General features: G+C 67.2%; 16 protein-coding genes. 14 read left to right on the forward strand and 2 right to left on the reverse strand.

The genetic code is table 11. The features are described from left to right. The first annotated feature begins 22 nt into the window (after window positions 1–22). The 6 genes from BMZ02_RS09325 to BMZ02_RS09350 all read left to right on the forward strand — a co-directional run bounded on the left by BMZ02_RS09325 (window position 23) and on the right by BMZ02_RS09350 (window position 11,028). On the forward strand, window positions 23–2,431 hold the full coding sequence (locus tag BMZ02_RS09325) for a TonB-dependent siderophore receptor (RefSeq protein WP_091642633.1): 2,409 nt from the start codon (window positions 23–25) through the stop codon (window positions 2,429–2,431). 148 nt (window positions 2,432–2,579) lie between these two features. Beyond that, window positions 2,580–4,988 carry a TonB-dependent receptor gene (locus tag BMZ02_RS09330; protein WP_091642636.1) on the forward strand — a complete coding sequence of 803 codons (2,409 nt, stop codon included), beginning with the start codon at window positions 2,580–2,582 and terminating at the stop codon, window positions 4,986–4,988. Beyond that, window positions 4,989–6,914 carry a porin family protein gene (locus BMZ02_RS09335; RefSeq protein WP_139209184.1) on the forward strand — a complete coding sequence of 642 codons (1,926 nt, stop codon included), beginning with the start codon at window positions 4,989–4,991 and terminating at the stop codon, window positions 6,912–6,914. It abuts the gene before it with no gap. Between the two features lie 107 nt (window positions 6,915–7,021). After that, complete coding sequence (locus BMZ02_RS09340) at window positions 7,022–7,531, forward strand: sigma-70 family RNA polymerase sigma factor (RefSeq protein WP_091642642.1); 510 nt, start codon at window positions 7,022–7,024, stop codon at window positions 7,529–7,531. A 9-nt stretch (window positions 7,532–7,540) separates the two neighbouring features. After that, a complete protein-coding gene (locus BMZ02_RS09345; RefSeq protein ID WP_091642644.1) occupies window positions 7,541–8,512 on the forward strand; it encodes a FecR domain-containing protein in 972 nt (323 codons plus the stop codon). A gap of 83 nt (window positions 8,513–8,595) precedes the next feature. Further along, a complete protein-coding gene (locus BMZ02_RS09350) occupies window positions 8,596–11,028 on the forward strand; it encodes a TonB-dependent siderophore receptor (RefSeq protein WP_091642647.1) in 2,433 nt (810 codons plus the stop codon). A gap of 71 nt (window positions 11,029–11,099) precedes the next feature. On the opposite strand, the gene BMZ02_RS09355 is transcribed toward BMZ02_RS09350, so the two are convergent. After that, window positions 11,100–11,933, reverse strand: coding sequence for a helix-turn-helix transcriptional regulator (locus BMZ02_RS09355; protein ID WP_091642650.1), 834 nt, complete (start codon window positions 11,931–11,933; stop codon window positions 11,100–11,102). Between the two features lie 117 nt (window positions 11,934–12,050). On the opposite strand from BMZ02_RS09355, the gene BMZ02_RS09360 reads away from it, so the two are divergent. The 8 genes from BMZ02_RS09360 (at window position 12,051) to BMZ02_RS09395 (ending at window position 20,581) form a co-directional block, all read left to right on the forward strand. After that, window positions 12,051–13,262, forward strand: coding sequence for an MFS transporter (locus tag BMZ02_RS09360; RefSeq protein WP_091642653.1), 1,212 nt, complete (start codon window positions 12,051–12,053; stop codon window positions 13,260–13,262). Between the two features lie 107 nt (window positions 13,263–13,369). Continuing rightward, complete coding sequence (locus BMZ02_RS09365; protein WP_091642655.1) at window positions 13,370–13,897, forward strand: sigma-70 family RNA polymerase sigma factor; 528 nt, start codon at window positions 13,370–13,372, stop codon at window positions 13,895–13,897. Further along, on the forward strand, window positions 13,894–14,904 hold the full coding sequence (locus tag BMZ02_RS09370) for a FecR family protein (RefSeq protein ID WP_091642657.1): 1,011 nt from the start codon (window positions 13,894–13,896) through the stop codon (window positions 14,902–14,904). The genes BMZ02_RS09365 and BMZ02_RS09370 overlap by 4 nt, the downstream gene beginning before the upstream one ends. 97 nt (window positions 14,905–15,001) lie before the next feature. Continuing rightward, complete coding sequence (locus tag BMZ02_RS09375) at window positions 15,002–17,380, forward strand: TonB-dependent siderophore receptor (RefSeq protein ID WP_171909878.1); 2,379 nt, start codon at window positions 15,002–15,004, stop codon at window positions 17,378–17,380. Between the two features lie 110 nt (window positions 17,381–17,490). Continuing rightward, window positions 17,491–18,276, forward strand: a complete 786-nt coding sequence (locus tag BMZ02_RS09380) for a hypothetical protein (RefSeq protein ID WP_091642662.1) — start codon at window positions 17,491–17,493, stop codon at window positions 18,274–18,276. 12 nt (window positions 18,277–18,288) lie between these two features. After that, window positions 18,289–18,627, forward strand: coding sequence for a DUF3649 domain-containing protein (locus tag BMZ02_RS09385; RefSeq protein WP_216110785.1), 339 nt, complete (start codon window positions 18,289–18,291; stop codon window positions 18,625–18,627). Continuing rightward, window positions 18,624–20,228: a PepSY-associated TM helix domain-containing protein gene (locus BMZ02_RS09390; protein WP_091642665.1), complete on the forward strand. Its 1,605-nt coding sequence runs from the start codon at window positions 18,624–18,626 to the stop codon at window positions 20,226–20,228. The genes BMZ02_RS09385 and BMZ02_RS09390 overlap by 4 nt, the downstream gene beginning before the upstream one ends. Continuing rightward, complete coding sequence (locus BMZ02_RS09395; RefSeq protein WP_091642667.1) at window positions 20,225–20,581, forward strand: DUF3325 domain-containing protein; 357 nt, start codon at window positions 20,225–20,227, stop codon at window positions 20,579–20,581. Before BMZ02_RS09390 ends, BMZ02_RS09395 begins: the two co-directional genes overlap by 4 nt. Here the strand turns inward: BMZ02_RS09395 and BMZ02_RS09400 are convergent. Then, window positions 20,497–22,737, reverse strand: a complete 2,241-nt coding sequence (locus BMZ02_RS09400; protein WP_091642670.1) for a xanthine dehydrogenase family protein molybdopterin-binding subunit — start codon at window positions 22,735–22,737, stop codon at window positions 20,497–20,499. The genes BMZ02_RS09395 and BMZ02_RS09400 overlap by 85 nt on opposite strands. Window positions 22,738–22,759 lie beyond the last annotated feature (22 nt).

Here is a 22,759-nt window from a genome sequence, read left to right on the forward strand (position 1 = left end):
ACCGACGAGGAGAGTCAACGCCGTGAACCCGTCCAAGCGACAGCCACGCCAACAGCGGAACGCCCTCACGCTGGCCGCCTGCCTGACCTGCGCAGCGGCGATAGCGCTCCCGATCCCGGCAATCGCACAGACCGAACCCGCGACCGAGGCCGCCCAGAGCGAAACCCGCAACTACGACATCCCCGCCGGCCCGCTGGATCAGGCACTCAGCCACTTCATCAGCACATCGGGCGTTTACCTGGCGGGGATCGCCGAGTTGACCGAGGACCGTCACACCCAGGGCGTGCGCGGCGACTACACCGTCCACGAAGCGCTGGAACGGCTGCTGGCCGACACGGGCCTCCGGTATCGGGAGACGGATACCGGCACTCTGGCCCTCGAGCGTGTTCCCGATACCGGGAGCATCCAGCTGGCACCAATCGGTGTCACGGCATCGACCCCTGGTTTCACGACCGAAGGCTCCGACAGCTACACCTCGAGTGAGGTCACCATCGGCCGCGGCCGTCAGCGCGTCCGCGATATTCCCCAGTCCGTCAGCGTCGTTACCCGGGAACGCATGGATGACCAGGCCGCCACTACCCTGGCCGACGCCATGGAACACACCGCAGGCATGACGGTGGAGCGATCCGGCCCCAACGCGTTCAACTTCACCTCCCGGGGGTACCCCATCGGCACGCTGCTGATCGACGGCAGCCCGATCCGCAACCAGCTCGGCGTCCGCGATGTGGGATTCGATACCGCCATCGCGGATCGCGTGGAGGTCCTGCGGGGCCCCACCGGCCTTCTACAGGGCTCGGGGGAACCCAGCGGCAGCATCAACCTGGCGCGAAAACGTGCCCTGGAGACCCCCGGCGTTGACCTGACCGCGTCGGCCGGCTCCTGGGACGCCTACCGGGGTGAGCTGGACGTCACGGGTGCCATCGACGAGTCCGGCCGCCTTCGTGGGCGGGCCGTGCTGGTCTACGACGACCGCAACTCCTACATCGACCACGTCTACGCCACCCGCAGGATGGGCTACGGCACCCTGGAATACGACCTGTCCTCCGCGGCGACGGCATCCGCCGGGTTCATCATCCAGGACGGCGAATCGCGCTCCCACTTCGGCATTCCCAACCGCTCGGACGGCGAGCTGATGGACGTCAGCCGCTCCACCTACCTGGGCGCCCGCTGGGACCGCCGGGATGAGCGCATCGAGCGCTACTTCGCCGAACTCGACGTGGCGCTGGACAATGGCGCGGACCTGCACCTGCACGCCAGCCACACGGAACGGCGATCGGAGATGATGCAAAGCAGCGCCGGCTCTTCGTTCGTGGAGCCCGGCTCCAGCACCGCCGAGTTCTTCCAGTGGGCGGAAGATGCCACCTACCAGGATCAGTTCGTCGACGCCTACCTGACCACCCCCGTGGACCTGCTGGGCCGGGTTCATCAACTCACGGTCGGCGCCAGCCACCGCATCAGCGACCACCAGTTCGACTGGGGCTCCGGCGACCCCCAGTACATCGAGCGGGACATCACCGCCCCGGACCGGAGCACCCCCCGACCGTCGTTCGAGTTCGCGCCAAGCGCCGACAACAAGACCGATGAGACAGGTCTGTACACCCAGGGGCGCTTTCATGTCACCGACTCCACAGCAGTCATCGGCGGGGGACGACTGACCTGGTGGAACACGCGAGACCGGCTGAACCCGGACAACAGCTACCGCATCAACCGGGAGTTCACGCCCTATGCGGGCGTGATCCAGGACATTTCCCCGGCGCTATCGCTTTACGGCAGCTACAGCAGCATCTTCCAGCCGCAGACGGCGCAGGATGCCGACGGCGACAGCCTGCAACCGCGCACCGGCAACCAGGTGGAGCTGGGCATCAAAGGGGAACACTTCGGCCAGCAGCTCAACTGGCACGCCGCGGCATTCCGGATCACCGACGAGGACCGCGCCGTGGCCCACCCCGATACGCCCGGGGCATCGGTGGCTGCCGGCAAGGCGCGCAGCGAAGGCGTGGAACTGGAGATCGCCGGCGAGCTGCTCCCGCGCTGGGACATTACGGCGGGATACGCCTACACCCGAACGGAATACCTGCGGGACCCGGATCAGGAGGGGCTTGCCCTCTCTCCCGAGACACCGCGACACAACCTCAACCTGTGGACCCGCTACCGCTTTTCCGATAACCGGGACCGGGGCTGGCGGGTGGGCGCCGGACTGCGTACGACCAGCGGCGTCTATGCCGAGAGCGGCGACACCCGCTGGTCCCAGGGTGGATACACGCTGGTGTCGGCCATGGCCGGCTACCGCTTCAACCCGCACCTGGATCTCGCCCTCAACGGCAGGAACCTCACCGACCGGAAGTACTACGCCCGCGTGGCCGGCAACACCCGTGGCAGTCATTACGGGGAGCCGCGCAACGTCATGCTTACCTTGCGGTACACGCACTAACCCGCCCAGGACGATGCCGGCCCTCGGGTGGCCGGCATCGTCCTGGGCACACGTGGAGAATCCGCTGGTGCGGTTCCCCTTTTTCGTTCCCGAGTGGCAACAACCCTGACAACCCATTCAGCCGAAGCACACGTCCCAGGGGGGAACCATGCCAGCGACCCACTCGACCGCCGCGGGCCGATCTGCGCGCAAACGCAGTATCATTGCATTCGCCGTGCTCACCATCGGCCTGCAGCCCACACTGCCGTCCTACGCCGAGACCCAGGACTCCGCGACACAATCCACCCGCCAGTACGCCATCTCTGCCGGTCCGCTCGGCGAGGTGCTGAATACCTTCGCCGACCAGACCGGCCTCCTCCTCTCCGGCGACGCCAGCCTGACCGACGGCAAGCACAGCGCTGGCCTCCAGGGCAGCCACACCCCGCGCGAGGGACTGGACCACCTGCTGGCCGATACCGGTCTGCAAGCGCGTTTCACGGATGCAAGGACGGTTGCCCTTGAACGCAGTACGGATCGGGCCAGCGTGCAGCTGGATGCAGTGACGGTTCATGGCACCCTCCAATCACGCTACGAAAGCAGCTACGCCGACACCCTGCTGCGCCTGCCGCGAGACGTGGAAGACACCCCGCGCATCATCGATGTCATACCGGAGCAGCTATTGCTGGACCAGCAGGCGCGGGAAATGGCAGACGCCTACCGTTTTGCGCCCAATGTGATCAGCGGCGACGGTTTCGGGGGCACGCTGGAGGATTACTTCATCCGTGGCTTTCGCCGCAGCGAGAACATCTACCGCAACGGCGTCCCGCTGAACTACAGCGGGCGCATCGACCCGGCCACCGTGGACAGCATTCAGGTGCTGAAGGGCCCGTCGGCCGATATCGGCCGCATGCCACCCGGCGGCCTCATCAACGTGGAAACCAAGCGCCCCGAGTACACCCCCAGGGGCTCGGTCAGCACCATGTTCGACGAGCACGGCCAGCGCCGAGCCGTGGCGGACCTGACCGGGCCGGCGGGTGACAACTTCGCCTACCGGGTGACTACGGCCGCTGAGGACAGCGACACTTTCCGCGATTCCACCGTGGACCGCCAGTTCATCTCCTCTTCCCTCAGCTGGCTGGGGAGCAGCGGCATCAGCCTGGACCTGAACCACGAGTACTCCCGCGATCGCCGCGATCTGGACCGGGGCTTCGTTACCGTGCCCAGGGCCAACTCCCGCCGACGCATCGCCAGCGGCTCGCCGGACAAGCGCTTTGACGACCCCGGCCTGAACGAGCGGGACGCGGAGTATCACCTGGTGGAACTGGACCTGCACGTGCCGCTGGCCGACCCCGCGTGGGCGGCGGAAACCAAGCTGCTCTATGTACGGGAGACCAGCGACGACATCCGCGTCGAGGTCAATGATGTTTCCGAGAGCGGCGAACTCACCCGCACGGTCACCAGCAACCAGGACCGTGAGCGGGCCACCGCCTTCGCCCGGCTGCAGCTCACCGGCGAACTGGACTACCGCATCCCCACCCGGCTGGCCATCGGTACCGAGTTCCGCCAGGACGACCTGGATCATACCTTTGCCGCCGGGGCGCCGCAGACCGGGGGAACCGTCCGCAACCCCGGCTCTCACACCATCGTCAACGACATCGACAACCCCAGTTTCCTCTCCGACCAGGAGACCACGCAGCGCAACTATGGCATTTTCGCCACCACCGCCTTCGACCTGACCGAGAACCTGGCCCTGGATCTCGGCTTGCGTTACGAGGCGTTCTCCGGGACCCACGAGGCCGATCTGGCTGTAACAGGCGAAAGCACCCGCAACGATCCCTCCACCCGGACCAAACTCACCAAGGGCGCCGGTCTGCTGTGGCAGGTGGCACCGCAACTGGCACTGTTCACCAACTACGCCGACACCTTCGAGCCGCAGAGCCTCTCCAGTGGCGACAGCCGGGTGGTGAGCATGCCGCCGGAGGAAGGTCGGCAGTACGAGATTGGCGTCCGCTGGCGCTCCCCGGAAGACGGCTACCACGTCACCACATCGGTGTTCGATATCCGCCAGGACAACGTGGTGGAAACCGTGGACGGCGATCCCCAACTCACCGGTGAAGTGTCCTCCCGCGGCGCGGAAGTCTCCGTAGTGGCCGCCCCGGCGCAAGGGTTCAATCTGCGCGGCGCCGTGGGCGTGCTGGACACCGAGATCAACAGCAACAACGCGACGACCCACGGCAACCGGCCTGGAAACGTCCCCACGCTCACCGGCCACATCTGGGCCAGCTACGAGATCCAGAATCCCGACAGTCCGCTACGCGGCCTGGGCATGGGCGCCGGTCTCACCCACGTGGGTGACCGCTACGGCGACAACGCCCACACCTGGAGCCTGGGCAGCTACACCCTGGTTGATGCCGGGCTGTGGTACTACCTGCCACTCGGCGAGCGCACCCGCCTGCGACTGGACGCCGGGGTGAAGAACCTCACGGATGAGCGGCATTTCACCGCCTCCGGCGGCAACTTCCGGGTCGCCCCGGGCGCCCCGAGAACCGTCTTCGGCAGCGCACGGCTGGAGTTCTGATTGCTTCCCCCGAGCCGACAACGACTCTGGCCCTGCTGCGCTCTGGTGCTGGCGGTTCTGGCCGGAGCGGCGCCTGACGCCCGCTCCGGCCTGGCCGACGACAACGCCGTGACCCGGGCCGGTGACGCCTTCGGTTTCACCGTGGGCACGAACTCCGTGGGCCTGTACAGCGCCAGCTCCACGCGTGGATTCAGCCCGATCCGGGCGGGTAATGTACGGTTGAACGGGCTGTACTTCGACCAGCGCGGCACCCTGCCCGGCACCCTGGTGGACACCAGCGCCATCCGGGTTGGCCTGACCGCCTTCGACGAACCGCTGCCCGCACCCAGCGGTATTGCCGATTACCGCACCCGACGCCTCCAGGGGGGCTCCACCGGGCGGGTGCGCTTGGCCCGGGAGAGCTTCGGCTCCCCGGTCGCCGAGGCGGACGTACGCGTTGGCCGGGCCGACGGCGCATCGGTGACCGCCGCCGTCCGCCACGCCCCGGATGCCCGTCAGGACGGTGGCAGCAACTACCGCATGCTGGACGCGACCCTGGCCCCGACGCTGCGGTGGGGGCAGAGCAACGAAGCCGGCCTGCTCCTGTCCCGGCGCCAGTACCGCAGCTACGAGGAAGAGCTGCACTACTACCCGGAAGGAAATACCGCCCCGCCCGAGATCCGCCGACGCAAGCAACGACAGCAGTCCTGGCACCGTAACGACGGCGTCTCGGAAGTGCTCGGTGGCTTTCTGAGCACGGCACCAGCGGCAGACTGGCAACTCCGCGGCGGTGTATTCCATGCCGCTGCCCGTCGGCCTGCGTCCTACTTCGAATACCTCACCGAGGTCACGCCGGACGGCCTGGGCACCCCCATGGTCCGTCGTTCTCCGGAACAGTCGGATCGTGCCTGGTCGGGCGAGACCCAACTGAGCCGCGACCTGATCGGGGAATCGTTCTCCCTTCGCCTCACCGGCCTGGTCCGGTTTCGCTCCGCCACGACCCGCTCCGGCGCGCCCAGCTTTGCGCAGCTGGACGAGGACCCCATCGCCATCGACGGCATGCCACCGGATTACGCGGAGCCGGACTGGCAGAGCACACCCACCGACCGCGACCGCGTTCAGCAGCTCGGCGGCGGACTCGCTGCGCAGCTGGCCTGGCGCGACCGGGTCCGGCTGAACGCCGGCCTGCAGCGGGCGGACTATCGCAAAACCGTCACCTTCGGCACTGGCGAGCGCTCCTCGGTGGAGTCACGGCCTCTGCTCTGGAACATGGGGGCGGCCGTGCGGCTGAACCGGACACTCACCGGGTACGCCGGCGTCACCCGCGGGCTGGAGGAAAGCGGCTCGGCCCCGTTCACGGCCAGGAACGCCAATGCCGTGCTGCCGGCTGCACGCACCCGACAACAGGACGCGGGCCTGGAGTGGCAGCCGTCCCCGAACCTGCAGGTGATCGCCGGCGTGTTCCGGATCCGACGCCCCTACGCCGGCCTGGACACCGACGATACCTACCGCTTCCTGGGCGACCTGGAAAACGACGGGGTGGAGATCTCCGCCACGGCCAACCCGATTCCGGGGCTGACGGTGGTGGCCGGCGGGCTATACCAGCGCCCCCGGCGCGACGATGACCAGCCACTGCTGGGCCAGGCCAGACACCAGCTCGACCTCTCCCTGGACTACGCCCTGCGCTCGGTGCCCGGCCTGTCCATCAACAGCCGCCTGAGCCGAACGGGTGGCTACCGCGCCGGCCGTGACGGCCAGCTCCGCCTGTCGCGCACGGATCTGGACCTCGGCGCCCGCTACCGTCTCTGGGACGGCAGCACCCGCGCGAGCCTGAACGGCCGGGTCATCAACGTCCTCGACAACTTCGCCTGGAATGCCGCCAGCGACGGCGGCCTGGACCACTCCCCGCCCCGGACATGGGAAATGGCGCTGACCGTGGACTTCTAGGTGACTGAAACCTCCTGTGAACGGGGCTGTCGCTTTTTGACGCATCGACGGGACTCGGCTATATTAATGCGATTAATTCCTATTCGCGTCACAAGCCGGGATACCGAATGCGTGCAGCCAGCCCGGGCACGGGGCAACCCGTATCCAGCATTTACCTGGAACACCACTCCTGGCTACTCAACTGGTTGCGTCTGCGTCTGGGCTGTGCGGATACCGCCGCAGACCTGGCGCAGGACGCCTTCCTGCGGCTACTCCAGAGACAGCATCAAGGCGACCATGCTCGTCGGCCCCGCGCCTACCTGACAACCATTGCCCATGGCCTGGTGGTGAATCACTGGCGTCGCCGGGACATCGAACGCGCCTATCAGGAAGCACTTGCACAACGCCCCGAGCCCGTCACCCCCTCGCCGGAAGAGCACCATCTGATCCTGGAGGCCCTGTACGAGATCGAGGCCATGTTCCGCACCCTGCCCGGACGCGTGCGGCGCGCCTTCCTGTTGTCCGTGCTGGACGGCCTGACATACCGGGAAATCGGCAACGAACTGGGCGTTTCCGAGCGCATGGTGAAAAAGTACATGGCCCAGGCAATGCTCCAGTGCCTGACCTTCCGGGACTAGAGCCTGCCCATGTCCGACTCTCCCCCCCACACATCCCTGCGATTCGAGGTGCTGGAACAGGCTGCCGAATGGTTCGCCACCCTTCGTGCCGAAGACGCGACCGAGTCGGACCGCGCGCGGTGGCGGGAATGGCTTCAGACCAGCTCCGAGCACCAGCGGGCGTGGGCGCGGGTGGAGGCCATGGAGCAGCAGTTCCGCCGGCTTCAGGGAGAACCGGTGGAGGCCACCCTGAATGCGGCCGGTGCCACCCGCCGCCAAGTTCTCAAGGGGCTGGCGGCAATGGCACTCGGCGGCCCGTTGCTCTGGGCCACGGTGAGGCACGCTCCGTTGGCGGAGTGGACAGCAGACCACCGCACGGCGGTGGGTGAGGTCCGCGAGGTCCAACTGGCCGATGGCACGCGGCTGTGGCTGAACACCGACACGGCCGTCAACATCCGGTTCGACCATCAACAGCGGACCGTGGAACTGGTCTCCGGCGAGATCCTCGTGGAGACATCACCCGACCTCCGGACGCCCCCGCGGCCGCTGCAGGTCTCCACCTCGCAGGGGACTCTGCGTCCGGCCGGGACCCGGTTCTCCGCCCACGACCAGGGCGACGCCATCGCCGTGCGTGTCGAGGCCGGCGCCGTTCACCTGGCACCCACGAGAGAGCCCGGCACCAGCAAGCGGCTGGAGGCCGGCAAGCAGGCCCGGCTGACCGACAGGCGCGTGGAGAGCCCGGAGCCGCTGGCCGCCAACCTGGGCTGGCATAACGGCGTATTGCGGGCCAACGGCATGCCCCTGGGCGACTTCCTGGACCAGCTCGGCCGCTACCGGCCCGGCTACCTCGGTTACAGCCACGAGGTGGCAGACCTCACCCTGATGGGCGTCTACCCACTGGACGACACCGACCGCGTCCTGACGGCCCTGGAGAACGCGTTGCCGATCACGGTGCGGCGCACCACCCCCTGGTGGGTCCGGGTGGACATACACCGGACATGATCTGCCGGTTCCCCTTTTTCGTTCCTGCTTGGCAATCCCCCTGACAACCCAATCAATCCAGACACCCTTTGCAGGGGGGGGCCATGCAAGCGAACCAGTCATCCGGGGAACGTCAGCCCATCCTCAGGCTCAGCGCAATCGTGTTGGCATTGCTCGCCGTCAGCCTGCAGCCTGCCCTGCCGGCAAGCGCCCAGACCCAGGACGCCGCGACGGAGTCCACCCGCCAGTACGCGATCGCCGCCGGCCCGCTCGGCGAGGTGCTGAATACGTTTGCCGACCAGGCCGGCCTGCTGCTATCCGCCGACGCCAACCTGACCGACGGCAAACACAGCGACGGACTCCAGGGCAGCTACACGCCGCGCGAGGGCATGAACCGCCTGCTGACCGGCAGCGGACTGCGGGCCCGGTTCGTGGACGGAGACACCGTGACCCTGGAGGCCGCTCCGACGAGCGGCGCGGTCCAGCTTGAGCCGTTGGGAGTCGTTGCCGCGACGGAAAACCCCTGGGGGCCCGCCGACGGCTTCGTGGCCCGTCGCAGCGCCACCGCCACCAAGACCGACACGCCGCTGGCCGAGACACCGCAGTCCGTCTCGGTGATGACGCGGGAACAGATTGAGGCGCAGGGAGCCGACTCCCTGGACAAGGCCATCCGTTACACCGCCGGTGCCTTCTCCCCCGGCGGGGGCAATAGCGGAACCGCCGGGACACTGCTGCATATGCGCGGTTTCCATTCCGGTGGTGCCAGTGGTGGCGGCGGTAGTCTCTACCTGGACGGTCGCCGATTCCCGATCAACTCCATCACCGGAGCGCAGGAGCCCTTTCTCTATGAACGTATCGAGGTACTGAAAGGCCCGGCCTCCGTTCTCTATGGCCAGGCGCGCCCGGGCGGCATCATCAATCTGGTAAGCAAACGCCCCACCAGCGAGCCACTGCGGGAAATCGGCCTGCAGGTGGGGAGCTGGAACCGGCAGCGCGCCACCGTGGACGTCGGTGGCCCGGTCACCGAGGACGGCAGCGTGGGCTACCGCATCACGGGGTTAATGCAGGACAGCGACACCATGATCTCGGAGATTCCCGACGACCGGAAGGCGGTGTCGGCAGCCGTGGACTGGCACGCCACCGACCGTACCACGCTCACGTTCCTGGCCTCGCTCCACGACAGTGAGACCGCCTACAACTACGGCAAACCGTACGACGGCTCCGTGCAGCCCAACCCCAACGGCCGGATCGATCGGGACCTGTTCGTCGGCGAGCCCGGTTTCGACGGCCTGGACGCGACGCGTTACACCCTGGGATACCGGCTGGAACACGCGTTCAACGACACCTGGACCGCCCGGCACAACCTGCTCTGGTATGACACCGAAACCGACTGGGCCTTCCACTCCATCAGCAACCGCACCGATGACACCACCCGGCGGCTGGTGGACCGCAGCGTCCAGCACCGGATCGACGAGGAAAACGGCGTAACCGTCGACAACCACGTGCAGGCGCGTTGGCAACACGGCCGCTTCCAGCATACCAGCCTGCTGGGCGTGGACTTCCGCAACTCCGAGTTCCGGCAGCGTGTGTGGGCCGGCACCAACCAGCCGCTGGACGTCTTCAACCCGGAATACGGCCATCAGCCAACCCTGAGCGATGACGTCGCGCGGGCCACCAGCATCGACTACAGCCATCTGGGCATCTACGCCCAGAACCAGGTCACGTTCGATGATCGCTGGGTCTTCCTGCTGGGCGGCCGCTGGGATGATGCGGAGCTCAAGGACCGCCAAACCGCCGCCGACGGCAGCCGTGACCGGCAGACGGCCGGAATCAGCGATTTCACCTGGCGCACCGGCCTGATCTACCTGTTCGACAATGGCCTGGCGCCCTACGCGAGCTATAGCGAATCGTTCGAGCCGGTCACCGGCGCAGACGCCTCCGGCAACCGCTTCGACCCCACCACTGGCCAGCAGTACGAAGTGGGGATCAAGTACGAGCCGGACGGCTACAACGCCTCGCTTACCGTGGCGGCGTACGAACTCACGCAACAGGACGTACAGACAGCGGACCTGGACAATCCCGGGTTTTCCGTGCAGACCGGTGAGGTGCGATCTCGCGGCTTCGAGGTGGAAGGCCGTGCCCACATCGGCAACAGCCTGGATCTGATCGCCGCCTATGCATACACCGACAATGAAGTCACCGAAAGCAACGATGATGACCTTGGCAACACTACCGCAGCGGTGCCAAAGCACACCGCCTCACTCTGGGCCGATTACTACGTTCTCGGCGGCCCGGCGCAGGGCCTGAGCGTGGGTGGCGGCATTCGCCACGTGGGGCGGACCTTCAACAATGACAACACCGCCAGGGTGCCCTCCTACACCGTCTACGACGCCGCCCTGCGTTACCGGATCGACCGGCTGCGGCTCAGCGTTCACGTCAATAACCTGTTCGACAAGAATTACGTGGAAGCCTGCACCTTCGCCTGTTTCCACGGCGACGAACGCAATTTCACCCTGGGCATGAACTACGACTGGTAGCCACTGCCCGCGGCCCCTTGGCTGATCGGCGTATTGCCAGGGGGCCGGTATTTCCCGATGGCCCGTAAGGATCAGCCCTCCAGCCAGCGCTCGAAGGCCTGTGCCTGCTCCTCGACGGGCGCGTAGTACACCAGCCGCAGATGACGGTCCTCATCGACGGTGAGGGTCATGTGCTCCAGCTCCACGGTTCCGAGTCCGTCGAGGGAGAACGCCCGCACACCACGGCACGGCGCACTCATGTCATGCCGGTGCCACCAGGACCGGAACTCCGGCACCGCATGCCGCAGATCCGCCACCAGCGCCTTGATGGCACTGTCGTCCGGGGCCCGGGTGAAATCCCGCCGAAAGCTGGACAGCATATGCGGCGCCTGCGTCTCCCAGTCGTGAAACAGGGTGCGCGTGCGTGGATCCATGAACAGCAACCAAAGCAGGTTGCGCTGCTCCGGCGGGTGAGCGGAGAAACCGAACAGCCGGTCGGCGGCCGGGTTCCAGGCGAGGACATCCCAGCGCAGGTTCAGCACGTACGCGGGGCGAGGCGCAAGGTCTGCCAGCAAGCGATGAACCAGGGCCGGCAGGGTGCACCAGGTACGCGCCTGCTCGGTCGGCGGCCGCTGGTGCGCCAGCAGGTAGAGGTGCCGCCGTTCCGTGGCATCCAGCCGGAATACCCGCGCCAGGTTGTCCAGAAAGGTCGCGGACACACCGATGTCGCGCCCCTGCTCCAGCCAGGTGTACCAGGTGACCCCCACCCCGGCGAGCGCGGCCACTTCTTCCCGCCGCAGGCCCGGCGTTCGCCGCCGCCCGCCCGCGGGCAGGCCCGCGTCTTCCGGCGAACGACGTTCGCGGCAACGACGGAGGAATTCCGAGAGTTCGGTTCGGGTGCGCCTGAGATCCTGAGTCGAGGTCATGCATTTACCACTGGTAATAGGATAAATGGATAAATTGTAACAGTCTTTACAAGTCCGCAGCATGCGCTTGCCGCCGTTTGTTCCAGCGGTTCCAGTCACACCACCCGGAGAAAGCGCATGCTCGATAACCGCACCCTGTCCATTACCCTGATCGCCATCGGGGCGTTTGCACTGGGCATGGCATCCTACGTCACTGCCGGACTCATCCCGCTGATCGAAGCGGATTTCGCCGTGTCGGTCGCGCTCGCGGCGCAGCTGGTCACTGCCTTTACCCTCGCCTACGGGCTGGGCTCCCCCCTGGTGGTTGCCCTGCTTCCTGCCCATTGGCAGCGCACCGGACTCATGCTCTCCCTCCTGGTCTTCGTCATCGCCAATGCCGGCAGCGCCCTGGCTCCGGATATCACGAGCCTGATCCTCCTGCGGGCGATTGCGGGAACGGCGGCCGGGGTCTATCTGGCCATCGGTATCGCGGCAGCGGCGACACTGGCCGGCGCGCAGGGCCGGGGAAAAGCCATCGCCATGATCATGGGCGGCATGGCCAGCGGCACGGTACTCGGGGTGCCGGGCGGGTTGCTTCTGGCCGAGCGACTGGGGTGGCAGGCGGCGCTGTGGCTGGTGGCCGCGCTCGGTCTGGCAGCCTTGCTGGGCCTGCTCGCCAAGCTGCCACGTCTGTCTCAGCCGCCGGCGGAGCCCCTGGGCCGCAAACTGCGCATTCTGGCTGATGGGCGGGTGCTCGCCGTGCTCTCCGTCTCGCTGCTGGCGGCCGTTGCCAGCCTGGGCATGTATACCTTCATCGCCCCGTTCATGACCGCACCGGAGCACGGTGGCGTATCCTCCGTTACGCCCTACCTGTGGGTCTGGGGCATTGGCGGCGTCGTCGGCAGCTTTCTGGTCGCCCTGGCAGCGGACCGCATCCCGGGACCACGCCTGGCGCTGGGCATCATGGTAGCCCTGGCAGCGTCGCTGTTCGCCCTGCCACTGTCCGCCGCCGTTCACCCCTGGATCACGCTGGCACCCATTGCACTCTGGGGGGCCGTGGGATGGGCCCTGCAAGTCCCCCAGAATGGTGAATTGCTGCGCCTGCGCCAGCACACCGGCGACGGTGACCTGGCCGTGGCGCTGAACGAATCCGCCCTGTACCTGGGCAGCGCGCTGGGTGCCGCCGTGGGAGGACTGGCCTTCGCCATGCAGATGCACTCCCGGACACTGGCCATCGGCGCTGGCCTGATTGCCACCGTGGGCGCCCTGATCCAGATCGCCTATGCGAGAGCCCGAGCCTCGGAGACGCACAATGAAGCGAAAACCCCGGATGCACCGGACTCGCCCTGACCGTCTCCGGACCTCCGTTACCACGAGCGGCCTTGAACCGATGATTGACCCATCGAACGCGATAAACAATAATGAGAATGATTCGTATTCGTTGACCATTCATATCCATGTCGCACTCGTTGGCTCCGGCTGTCCGACAACACGCAGGGACGCTCTATCGCGACCACCATCGCTGGCTGCTGGGCTGGTTGCGGTCGCGGCTGGGTTGTCCGGAGCGGGCGGCGGACTTCGCCCATGACACCTTCTACCGTGTACTCACCCGCCCGCGTTCGGAGCCGGTGGAACAGCCGCGCGCGTTTCTCACCCGTATCGCGACACGGCTGATGATCGACGAAAGCCGCCGTTCGCGGCTGGAGCGGGCCTGGCTGGAGGCGCAGGCGGCGTTCATGGAGGAACACGGCACCGCCCCCTCCCCGGCGGATCTCACGGAACTGCTGGACACGCTGGAAACCGTCGCCCGTCTGCTGGAGGGGCTGCCGGACAAACCCCGCCGTGCCTTTCTCATGAGTCGCCTGGACGGCCTGCCACAGGCGGACATCGCCGCGGCGCTGGGCGTGACGGTGAGCATGGTGAAAAAGTACCTGGCCCGGGCGCTGCTGCATTGTCACCGGGCGCTGCAGGACGACACCCCATGAGCACACCCACCGCCGGACGGAACCCGAGCGGGGCCGCCATCCCCGATCACCTCCTGGAGGAGGCGGCCGAGTGGCGGGTCCAACTTGACGATCCGGCACTGCCCACGGAGACGCGCGAAGCGTTCCGGCACTGGCTTCAGCACCACCCCGCCCATGAACAAGCCTGGCAGGCCATCAATGCTACCTGGGACGCGCTGGCGGGCGTGGGCGGCCCCGGCGCCGGACAGGCGCTGGAGCACACCTTCGAGGAGGAACAGCGGGACATCCGCCGCTGGCTGGGCCGGAGCGCGGGCGTGCTGCTGTTGCTGCTGGCCCTGGCACCGCTGATCTGGCTTGTCAGCGGCATCCCGTCACCGGGCCACCTGCTCGCCGACCACCACACCACCGTGGGCGAAACACGCACCGTGGAGCTGTCCGACGGCAGCCGCCTGATTCTGAATACCGCCACCGCAGTGGACATCCGCTTCGACGAACAACGCCGGCAGATCCTCCTGCGCCGCGGGGAGATCCACCTGACGGCGGCGCAGGACGATCAGCGCCCCCTGGAAGTGGTCACCGACGAGGGCCGCGCGCGGGCACTGGGCACACGCTTCGGCGTCCGGCGCATGGACGGCGGCGGCGCCACGCGCGTCACCGTCCAGCACTCCCGCGTGCGGGTCTGCGCTGTTGACGGCAGCCATTGCCGGGAACTGCACCGTGGCCAGCAGTCGGAGACCGACGGCCACCGCGTCACGGCCCCGGTGTCCGTGGATCCGGATGCCTCCGCCGCCTGGACTACCGGCCGCCTGGTGCTGGACGACGCGCCCGTTACCGAGGTGCTGGCCGAGCTTGGCCGCCACCACCGGGGCCTGTTCCGGGTCGACCATGCCGCCCTCCGGGACGTCCGTATGTCGGGTGTCATCCCCCTGCACGACACCGACCAGGCCCTCCAGGCACTGGAGTCCACGTTGCCGCTGCGGGTTCAGCGCTTTACCCCATGGGTGATCCATGTCTCCCATGCGCGCTGACCGAGGCTGTCGGAAGGCGTTTCCGGCTGACTGTCCCTTTCCCGTTCTCGTTCGTCTCCCCCTGCAAGAGCAACCAACGCATGGGGGGTATCACACGATGCGGACAGCAAACCGCAGGATATGGGCAAGCGCACTGGCGCTGGCAGTGGGGGTTGTCGCCCCCGGAGGACACCTCCTGCTTGTCAAGTCGGTTCACGCGCAGGAGACGGAAGCCGAGCAGGCCGTGCACCGGTTCGACATCCAGGCCGGGCCACTGTCCGCGGCACTGAACCGGTTGGCGGAGCAGGCGGGGCTGACGCTGAGCTACGACCCGTCGCTGACGGCCGGGAAGCACACCGGCGGGTTACAGGGAGAACACACCTCTGCCGACGCACTGCAGCGGCTGCTGGCTGACACCGGTCTCACCGCCCGGTTCGATGGCGCCAGTACCGTCTCGCTGGAACGCAACACCGCCTCCGACAGCACCCGACTCGCTCCACTCGGTGTCAGCGGCTTCATGGAAGACCCATACGGTTCCGTTGACGGCTACGCCGCCCGGCGCAGCGGCACCGCCATGAAGTCAGACATCCCCATTATCGATACCCCGGCTTCCATCCAGGTGGTGCCAAGAGACGTGATCGACGACCAGAACGCCCAGAGGCTCGAGGACGTGGCACGCAATGTCAGTGGCGTACAGTTCGGTGGTTCCAACGGAAACCGGAGCGACAACGTCAACGTCCGCGGCTTTTCCACCGGCCGATTCGCCAAGGACGGCTTCCTGTCCGCCTCCACATTCGGTGACGCCGGATTCCTCAACCTGGCCAATATCGAACGCGTGGAGGTGCTCAAGGGCCCGGCAACCGTGCTCTATGGGCAGAACGAACCCGGCGGCCTGATCAACCTGGTCACGAAGAAGCCGCAGCCGGACCCCTTCTACGATTTCACGGGCACGTACGGCCGATTCGACTTCTATCGCGGTGAAGCGGATGTGAACCAGCCCCTGAATGAGGACGGCACGGTGCTGGCCCGGCTTTCCGGCGCCTACCAGGAGTCGGACAGTTTCCGCGACTACTTCCGGACCACACGCCGGGCCCAGATCGCGCCGTCGCTGCGGTGGCTGGCCTCGGACCGCACCACCGTGGACCTGCAGCTGGAGTACTACGAGCAGGATCAGCAGTCCGATCGCGGTGTGCCCGTGGTGGACGGCCGCCCCATGGCCCTGCCCCGGAGCCGCTACCTCGGCAGCCGGGATGACCGCGCCAAGATGGACGAGGTGCGACTCCACGCCGTGGTCGAACATGCGTTCCAAAACGGCTGGGAGCTGCGAACCCTGGCTCGTTACGCGGACACCAGTGCCCGGTTCCTCAGTTCACACCCCATGGGGCTGGAGCCGGACAACCGCACGCTCAACCGCCTGTTCTACGACATGGATCAGGAGTACCAGAACTACGGCCTGCAGACGAACCTGAGCCGCGAGCTGCGCACAGGCGCCGTCTCCCATCAGCTGCTGGTGGGGGCGGACGCCAACCTGACCCGCTTCGACTCGGAGAACCACACCGCACCCATTGACCCCATCGACATCCACAACCCCGACTACAGCGCGCAGCCAGGCGCGTACGACGACCCGAGTCTGCAGGACCGCCGGGTCGACTTCTACGGCATCTACCTGCAGAACCTGATGTCCTTCGGCGAGCACTGGAAGGTCTTGCTCGGGGCGCGCTACGACCAGGCGACCACGCGCTTCTTCCAGGACGGCGACACGGTGACGGACGAAACCGCCAGCGAGCTGTCACCCCGGGCCGGCGTGGTCTTCCAGCCCTGGGATCATTCAACGCTCTACGCCAGCTACACCACGTCGTTCCAGCCCCAGCTCTCCGGGGAGACGGCGTCGGGAGACGCGTTCGAGCCGGAGGAAGGCGAGCAGATCGAGCTGGGCGCAAAACGGGAGTGGCTGGGCGGCCGCGCCTCCACCACCCTGGCCGTATTCGAGCTCACCCGGACCAACGTCGCCACCGCCGACCCGAACAACCCCGGCGCGTCCATACAGACCGGCGAACAACGCAGCCGCGGTGTGGAGCTGGACGTGGCCGGCGAGTTCCTCCCGGGCTGGCGCACGATGGCATCACTGACCTATCTGGACGCCGAGGTCACCCGGGACAACACCTACGACACCGGCAACCGCCTGCCCAACGTCTCCCGCTGGAGCGGCAGCCTGTGGAACGTCTACGCGTTCCAGAGCCCGACGCTGCAGGGCCTGGAGCTGGGCGCCGGTCTCTACGCGGTGGGCAGCCGCACGGGCAACCTCGAGAACAGTTACGACCTCCCGGGCTACGGCCGCGTGGACCTGCTGGCGCGCTACCGGGTCAATCCCAACCTGCGCCTGTCGCTCAACGTGGACAACCTGCTGGACAAGGAGCACATCGAAGCCCCGGGGGGCTGGTCGGTTTACCCGGGCGCGCCGCGCACCGTCTACGCCCGGGTCGACCTGAACTTTTGACGACGTGACCAGCGACCCCCGCGTGACGGTTCCCCTTTTTCCGTCTCGCGGGGCAATGGGGGTAGGAGCACGCCGCTGGCCCCACTTTCCACAACACAGGAGATACACCAATGACGGACCGAAGCCCGCTTCGCACCCTGGCACAGACGACACTGGTTGCCGCCGGTCTGCTGGTTGCCAGCCAGAGCGTTGCCCATCAGCTCTGGATGGAACCCACCGACGAAGGCCTTGCGATGTACTACGGCTACCTGGATCGCAACCTGCGCGAAGTCTCCCCGGGCCGACTGGACGAAATCGTCGTGCCGCGCGCCGATCGCATCACGGACAGCGGCTCCGAGGCGGTGGCGATCAGCAACGAGGGCGATCACCTGGCCCTGGACACCTCGCCGGACGCCCCCGTGTTACTGGTGTTCGACAACGGCCAGGTCTACGAAAACGAGCGCGACGGCGAGACCGTCGGCACCCACTGGACCATGGCCACGCGCTACGCCCCCCAAAACGATGAGCCTGCGGAACCACGGCTGGACTTCGACATCGTGCCCACCGGCGAGCCGGGGGCCTTCCGGGTCACCCTGCACGGTGATCCCGTGGACAGCGGACACACCGTGCGGCTGTCCACCGAGTACGGTTGGACCATGGACCGCCGGACCGAGGACGACGGCGTGGTCACCTTCCCGTCACTGCCCTGGCAGGGCGTGTACGCCGTGGCATCCCGTCACAACGTGGCCGAGGCAGGCACGCGCGAGCGCATCCTCGCCGATGGTGGCACCGAAACCATCGACCATGACCGCCGCGGTTTCGTCACCACGCTGACCTTCCGCAAGACCGAAGGCCGCGAGCCATTGCCGCCGCTGCCGAAGAGCGCCCCGTACGAGGAAGGTGTCCGCGCGCAATAGGGAGCTGAACGGGTGACTGAAACGCTGCAACACACACCGGGTGCCGGCATCGGCACCCGGCTCCGTCGCGTCTGGAGCAGCCCGGCCCTGGGCGTTACCTCGCGCGTGATCGCCGCCATCGTCGGCGGCTTCGCACTGGCCAACCTGGGCGCCATCCTGCTGGCCGCGCTGCTGCCCATGGCCCGCGGCGAGGCGGTGGCCACCGGGGTGCTGTCCAGCTTCGCCATCTACACCGCCGCGGTGATCTGGGTGTTCGCCGCACGCAGCGCGGCGCGGGCCTGGCTGGGCCTTCTGGGCACGGCGGGAGCCTGCGCACTCATCGCCTGGCTGCTGATCGGAGTACTGCAATGAAAGGGGGCTTCCGCCAATCCATGGCCTGGGTGCACACCTGGGCCGGGCTGACGCTGGGCTGGGTGCTGTTCTTCATGTTCGTCACCGGTACCGCGGGCTATTTCGATACCGAGATCGACCGCTGGATGCAGCCCGAGCTGCCCATGGCCCAGCACGACACGCCGGCCACCGACGTGGCCGCCATGGGGACCTCCCTGCTGGAGGATGAGGCGCCCGACGCGGCACGCTGGGTGATCACGCTGCCCATCGACCGCAACGAGCCCTACCCGCGCCGCTTCTGGCAGGGCGCCGACCCGGAGGCAGGCGCCGTGGCCGCCAGCGGCAACGAACGCTTCGATGCCACCACCGGTGAGCCGTTCAACGCCCGCGCCACCGGCGGTGGCCAGCTTCTCTACCAGATGCACTGGCGGCTGCACTACCTGCCCCGCGCGGTCTCCGACTGGCTGATCGGTCTGGCCACCATGTTCATGCTGGTCGCCATCACCACGGGCATCATCATCCACAAGAAGATCTTCAAGGACTTCTTCACCTTCCGCCCCGGCAAGGGTCAACGGTCCTGGCTGGACGCCCACAACGTACTCAGTGTGCTCGCGCTCCCCTTCCACGTGATGATCACCTACTCCGGGCTGATCTTCATGGCGTTCGCCTACATGCCGCTGGTGATCGCCGCGATCTACGGCACCGACCCGGAGGCGCGGCAGACGGCGGCCCAGGAGGTATTCTCAGTGCCCGCCGTGGAGCGCAGCGGGGAATCCGCGCCACTGACGCCACTCGCCCCCCTGATCGACTCCGCCGAGGAGCGCTGGGGCCCGGGCGTGCTCCGCCACGTGGACATCCACCACCCCGGTGACCGCAACGCCGTCATCATCCTGCGTGCCAGCCACGCACAAGGCCCGGTGCGCAGCGGCGAGGAACTGCACTTCGATGGTGTCAGCGGCGAGCTGATCGATACCGTGCCGGCCATCACCTCCGCACCCCAGGCGGTGTGGACCACGCTGCTGGGCCTGCACGAGGGGCTGTTCGCCGGCCCGGTGTTGCGCTGGCTGTACTTCTTCTTCGGATTACTGGGCACCGCCATGGTGGGCACGGGGCTGGTGCTGTGGACGGTGAAGCGCCGTCAGCAGGCTGAGCGCAAGGCCGATGGCAGTCACCGCGGGCTTGTGCTGGTGGAACGGCTGAACCCGGGCATGGTCGCGGGGCTGTTCACCGCCGTGGCCGCCTACTTCTGGGCGAACAGGCTGATGCCGTCGGACTTTCCCGCACGGGAAGCCTGGGAAGCGCACGCGCTGTTCCTGACCTGGCTGGTGGTGCTGGTGGCCTCCGCCGCCCGCCCCCCGTCCCGGGCATGGCGTGAGCAGTTCGCGCTGGCCGGAGCGGCGTTCGCGTCACTTCCCCTGTTGAACCTGATCACCACCGAACGCCACCTGGGCGCCAGTCTGGCCGCTGGCGACTGGCCCCTGGCCGGATTCGACCTGACGGCACTGGGCCTGGGGGCGATACTCGCCATCGTCGCCTGGAAACTCGCCCGACGCGCGCATGCCCAGGACCGCGCCCGTGCAGAGGCAACGGCGAGTCACACCCACGTGGAGGCAAACTCATGATGACTGCGGGGCTACTCGCAAGCGCGCTCTGCGGCACACTCGCCGGCATGGCCGGGCTCAGCCTGGCCATGCCGCGACACCATCGCCAGTGCTACCCGGGGCAGGGCGCTCCACCGCCGCGACGGCAGACGTTGTTGTGGTGGGGGAGCTGGGCTGTGCTGGCCATGGCGTTGGCCCTGTGTGCCCACTTCGCAGGCACCGGTACGGGGCTGGTGTACTGGTTCGGCTTTCTCACCACGGCGGCGATCTGCGTGGTGCTGCTTCTGAGCTACGCGCCCGCACGGCTACCGGTGGTGGCGGGCAGCGCGTTGCTGCTGGCTTTGGTCGTCCCCGTGCTGGCGCGGTTTGTCTGATCTGCATCGGATAACGGCAGGTGGCGAACTCGCTGCTGCGTAGCGGCAAACAGCGCGTTGGCCAGCGCCGGTGCGAGCGGGGGGATGCCCGGCTCACCGACGCCGCCCAGGGGAGAGCCGATGTCGACGATGCCCACCGACACCGAAGGCACCTCGCCGATGCGCAGCAGCGCATAGTCATGGAAGTTCGACTGTTCGGCGCGGCCGTCGTGGATGGTCACTTTCTGGTTCAGGGCGGCGCCGAGGGCATCGACCACAGAGCCCTCCATCTGCGCCTCCACCTGGCCCGGATTGATGGCGCGCCCACAGTCGATGGCTACATGAACCCGTTCCACCTGGACACCTTGGTCATTGACCTGAGCCTCGACCACTTGGGCAACGTAGGAGCCATAGCTCTCGACCACCGCCAGGCCACGCGAGATCCCCTCTGGTGCCGGCTCGCGCCAGCGCGCCATCTCGGCGACCCGGTCGAGCACCGCGAGCATTCTCTCCTGCCCTTCACAGTGGCTTCGCCGATACGCCAGCGGATCGCGGCCCGCTGCCGCCGCGCATTCGTCCATGAAACTCTCGAAGAAGAAGCCGTTGTAGGTGTGGGAGATCGCCCGCCAGGGGCAGAACGGGATCGGCAGGTCGACCACCGCGTGCTCCACGACGAAGTTCGGAATCACATAGCGCATGTCCCACAGCCCGCCGAGCGAGAACGGATCGAAGTTGGCGAGGTTGCCCGTCGCCTGCGCCCGCTCCTCGGGATCGAAGCCGTATTCACGCCCCATCTGCGGCCCGGCAAGCCGGATGTGCATGGCCGTGATATTGCCGTCATCGTCCAGGGCCGCGCGGAAGCGACACATCATGGTTTGGCGGTACTGGCCCTGCCGAACATCGTCCTCGCGCGCCCACAGCACCTTGACCGGCCGACCATCAACGGCACGACTGGCGAGCGCTGCCTGAAGGGCGATCTCGCCATGGGTCTTGCGACCGAAGCCGCCGCCCAGAAAGGTGGTATTGATGAAGAGCCTATCAGCCGGCACCTGCATAGCGCTCTCGAGCGTCATGCGGATGACGTCCTGGCCCTGGGTGCCGATCCACAGTTCGGTGCGCTCCTCGCTGGACTCCGCCGTGCAGTTGATCGGCTCCATGCACATATGGGCTAGAAGCGGCACCGAGTATTCCGCCTCGACCACTTGCCCCTCGGTGGTCAGCGTCGCTTCGGCGTCACCACGCAGCGTGGTGACCGGCACACCGGTTCGATCCAGCCCCTCGCGGAGCAGCGCATTGATCTCCTCGGTGGAAAGCGTATCCGCCGCGGTCTGGGTGAAGGTGATATCCAGGGCATCGGCGGCCTGCTTGGCCTGCCACCAGGAGCCGGCCACCACCACCGCACCCCGTGGCACACGGACCACCGCTACCACGCCCGGCATCCCATCGACGCTGCTCTCGTCGATCCTCTCCACATCGGCAGAAAACACCGGGGCAAGCCGGACAGCGCCATACAGCATGCCGTCACGTTCGATGTCCACCCCAAACACGGCCTTGCCCGTCACCTTCTGCGGTGTATCGAGGCGCGCCACCGTGCGTCCGGTAAGCGTTCGTTCGTCGTCGGGGCGCAGGGTTGGCTCATCCGGTACCGGCAGTTGCATGGCATCTTCCACCAGATCACCGAAGGGAAGGCGACTCCCGGTTGCGGCATGGACGATGACGCCGTCCTCGGCCCGCAACGTCACAGGCGCCACGCCGAGTTGCGTGGCGCCCGCCTGGGTCAGCATCTCCCGCGCCTGGGCCGCCGCGCGGCGCAACGGATCATGCCAGAAGCGGATGCCGAACGAGCCCACGGAGCGCATTTGTCCAGTCGGATTGCGGTAGGGAGGCGCCGGCTGAGCCGGCATCTCGACCGCTATGTTCGACCAGTCCGCCCCCAGCTCTTCGGCAAGGATCTGGGCCTGGCCCGTGTGAGTCCCCTGGCCCATTTCGCTGGTGGGCAACACGAAGGTGACCTGCCCGCTCGTATCGATGCGGATAAAGGCATTCGCGATACCCACTCCTTCCCGCGGCTGCGCCAGTGCCGCTGACAACCGCAGTGGAACGATGAGCGCAGCGCCGGTGGCGACGGTCCCTGCCAGGAAGGCGCGACGCGTCATAGAGAAACGTTGTGGAGTCATTGTTCTACCTGTGCCTTGGGTA

The organism is Aquisalimonas asiatica, from assembly GCF_900110585.1.
GTDB classification, from domain to species: domain Bacteria; phylum Pseudomonadota; class Gammaproteobacteria; order Nitrococcales; family Aquisalimonadaceae; genus Aquisalimonas; species Aquisalimonas asiatica.

Coding starts and splice junctions, on each gene's coding strand:
- BMZ02_RS09375 (WP_171909878.1), top strand. CDS start 15,002: ATGCGGACAGCAAACCGCAGGATATGGGCAAGCGCACTGGCGCTGGCA.
- BMZ02_RS09345 (WP_091642644.1), top strand. CDS start 7,541: ATGTCCGACTCTCCCCCCCACACATCCCTGCGATTCGAGGTGCTGGAA.
- BMZ02_RS09340 (WP_091642642.1), top strand. CDS start 7,022: ATGCGTGCAGCCAGCCCGGGCACGGGGCAACCCGTATCCAGCATTTAC.
- BMZ02_RS09355 (WP_091642650.1), bottom strand. CDS start 11,933: ATGACCTCGACTCAGGATCTCAGGCGCACCCGAACCGAACTCTCGGAA.
- BMZ02_RS09380 (WP_091642662.1), top strand. CDS start 17,491: ATGACGGACCGAAGCCCGCTTCGCACCCTGGCACAGACGACACTGGTT.
- BMZ02_RS09360 (WP_091642653.1), top strand. CDS start 12,051: ATGCTCGATAACCGCACCCTGTCCATTACCCTGATCGCCATCGGGGCG.
- BMZ02_RS09350 (WP_091642647.1), top strand. CDS start 8,596: ATGCAAGCGAACCAGTCATCCGGGGAACGTCAGCCCATCCTCAGGCTC.
- BMZ02_RS09365 (WP_091642655.1), top strand. CDS start 13,370: ATGTCGCACTCGTTGGCTCCGGCTGTCCGACAACACGCAGGGACGCTC.
- BMZ02_RS09390 (WP_091642665.1), top strand. CDS start 18,624: ATGAAAGGGGGCTTCCGCCAATCCATGGCCTGGGTGCACACCTGGGCC.
- BMZ02_RS09370 (WP_091642657.1), top strand. CDS start 13,894: ATGAGCACACCCACCGCCGGACGGAACCCGAGCGGGGCCGCCATCCCC.
- BMZ02_RS09400 (WP_091642670.1), bottom strand. CDS start 22,737: ATGACTCCACAACGTTTCTCTATGACGCGTCGCGCCTTCCTGGCAGGG.
- BMZ02_RS09330 (WP_091642636.1), top strand. CDS start 2,580: ATGCCAGCGACCCACTCGACCGCCGCGGGCCGATCTGCGCGCAAACGC.
- BMZ02_RS09395 (WP_091642667.1), top strand. CDS start 20,225: ATGATGACTGCGGGGCTACTCGCAAGCGCGCTCTGCGGCACACTCGCC.